4 protein-coding genes are annotated in these 2,046 nt (G+C 58.7%); all 4 read right to left on the bottom strand.

The window, feature by feature from the left end:
* On the bottom strand, positions 1-455 hold a 455-nt coding region (locus AC1D1X_RS21670), incomplete at its 3' end, for an SRPBCC family protein (RefSeq protein ID WP_477699152.1).
* A gap of 222 nt (positions 456-677) precedes the next feature.
* Complete coding sequence (locus tag AC1D1X_RS21665; RefSeq protein ID WP_477671525.1) at positions 678-1,085, bottom strand: DUF1801 domain-containing protein; 408 nt, start codon at positions 1,083-1,085, stop codon at positions 678-680.
* 33 nt (positions 1,086-1,118) lie between these two features.
* Positions 1,119-1,568 carry a DUF1801 domain-containing protein gene (locus AC1D1X_RS21660; protein WP_477671624.1) on the bottom strand — a complete coding sequence of 150 codons (450 nt, stop codon included), beginning with the start codon at positions 1,566-1,568 and terminating at the stop codon, positions 1,119-1,121.
* A gap of 39 nt (positions 1,569-1,607) precedes the next feature.
* Positions 1,608-2,042: an SRPBCC family protein gene (locus tag AC1D1X_RS21655; protein WP_477699153.1), complete on the bottom strand. Its 435-nt coding sequence runs from the start codon at positions 2,040-2,042 to the stop codon at positions 1,608-1,610.
* Positions 2,043-2,046: the final 4 nt, after the last annotated feature.

The following is a 2,046-nucleotide window of genomic DNA, read 5'->3' as shown; positions in this document are numbered from 1 at the left end:
TTCTCCATCTGGCCTTCCCAGCCGCCGGCGTTCATCCGAATGGCCTCTGCACGGCGGGCCACGGGGATTTTGTCAAAGCCTGATTCCACCACGCTGAGCAGGGTGCCCTTGCCGGTGTCTTTGAGCGTGAACTCGACCAGCGTGGTGGGCTCTTTCGAATAGTCAATGGCCGGGTCTACCGCGTAGGGGTGCCAGCGGTAAGAGAACAGCTTTTCGGGCTCAATGCGCTCAATGAGCACGTCAAACACCACGTGCTCGTAGCCCGGAATGGTGATGTGGCCTTGCACCTGCTGGCCGGCGATAAAGTTTTTGCCCTTGAGCGCCACGCCGAACCAGCCGCCAAATTCTTCGGCGTTCACCAGCGCGCGCCAGACCCGTGACACGGGGGCGTTGATCAAGGTGCTGCGTTCGATGCGGTCTGTAGATGATGAAGACGATGTCGTTGATGAAGTCATATGCAATCTCCTGGTTGCATTTATTATGCGCAAGTCAATTCAAAAGCGCAATAAAATGGTTGCATTAATTTGAAACCATTTTTATCGCCTGCGATAAATTGCAACCAGATGGGGAAACTGCACGCTAAATGCTTACCCAGCGCGTGAGAGCGTCGCACGGCTCACGGTGGTTTCGCCGATCGGGATTCCCCAGGGACGCGTGAAAGTGGCCCTGGAGCCCGTCTATTTGGCCGATGGCTTGTTCAGTGCCGCGGCATCGCGTATCAATGCCTTCAGCGCTTTCTCATCGACCTTGTCGCCCTCATGAAAATCAATGGCGCGGCGGGTGTTGCCTTCGAGGCTGGAGTTGAAAAGGCCCGAAGGGTCTTCGAGCTTTGCGCCCTTGGGGAAGGTCAGCTTCACGGCCTTCTTGTAGGTCTCGCCGGTGCAGAGGATGCCGTCTTTAGACCAGACGGGAACACTCCACTTCCATTCCTCGACCACATTGGGAACGGCCTGTGTGACGATGGCCCGGACGCGGGCGAGCGTCTCGCCGCGCCAGTCATCGAGGCCTTTGATCTTTGCGTCTATCAACTCAGAAGCTGAGCCTGATTCTTTTGCTTCAACCGGTGCGCTCTTGGTCTTGTTCATGTTGTTGCTCCATTCATCATGTCTGGTGTTTGCTCACATCTTTTCGCCGGGTAGCTGGCTGGCCTGTTTCACCCAGTCGGTGAGCTGCGCTTCGTCGAAGGGGTCATCTTCATGGATGTCGAGATAGCGCGTGTCTTGGCTCTTGGATTCACCCGGCGGAACAGGCCGTAGCGACGTGCCGCGAAAAAATGCCACCTTGACGTACTTCGTGAAGCAATGGACGCTGAGGAACCAGCCTTGGTCCTCCACACCGTAGAAGGGTGAATTCCATTTGACGGCCTTGTGCACACCAGGAACAGTGCGCACGATGAGCGCGTCAAGGCGTTGGCCGATGTCGCGCTTCCACCCCGGCATGGCCGCGATGTAAGCCTGCACGGGTGCATCGCCCTCGCCCTTGGGAATCTGCGGGTTGCCGCCTGAGAGCAGGGCCGGCTTGCCTGCCTTTGCCGCCACCCTGCTCGCATCGGGCTTCTTCTTGGCCATTGCATTCATCTCAATGCCTTGTGTCGAAGACCCGGGCAGTCAACCTGCCCGCGCCAGAACCTGTTCGAGCTTGGCAAAGAACTGCGGCCAGCCGTGCTTGGCGCCCTGGTAGGCCTGCTCCTGGTCCAGCCGGAAGCCCGACTGCTCCATGCGCAGGTGTGTGCCCGTGCCTGTGGGGGTGAGCGTCCAGGTGACGACGCTTTCAAGCCCATAGGCGGCCCAGGTGTAAGACAGCGTTTTGTCGGGCTCGATGGCCAGAACCTGGCATTCAACAGCGCCCCAGTCTGCGCGCAGGCTGAAACGCTGGTCCATGACGGGCTTGAAGTCGTTCTTCATGAGCCACTCTTCGATCAGGTGCGGCTGCGTGAGGGCGCGCCAGAYTTTTTCGGGCGGGTAAGGGATCTCGCGCTCAACGACGACGGCGCGTGTTTCAGTGGAAGCAGCGGTGGTGCTAAGGGTTGCAGTGTTGCTCATCTGT

This window comes from Polaromonas sp. P1_G4, from assembly GCF_056405475.1.
The sequence above is the reverse complement of the archived record's forward strand: the minus strand, read 5'-3'. Positions and strand labels throughout refer to the sequence as shown.

Excerpts from the sequence above, each read along its gene's own strand:
- AC1D1X_RS21660 (WP_477671624.1), bottom strand. The coding sequence starts at position 1,568 with ATGGCCAAGAAGAAGCCCGATGCGAGCAGGGTGGCGGCAAAGGCAGGC.
- AC1D1X_RS21665 (WP_477671525.1), bottom strand. The coding sequence starts at position 1,085 with ATGAACAAGACCAAGAGCGCACCGGTTGAAGCAAAAGAATCAGGCTCA.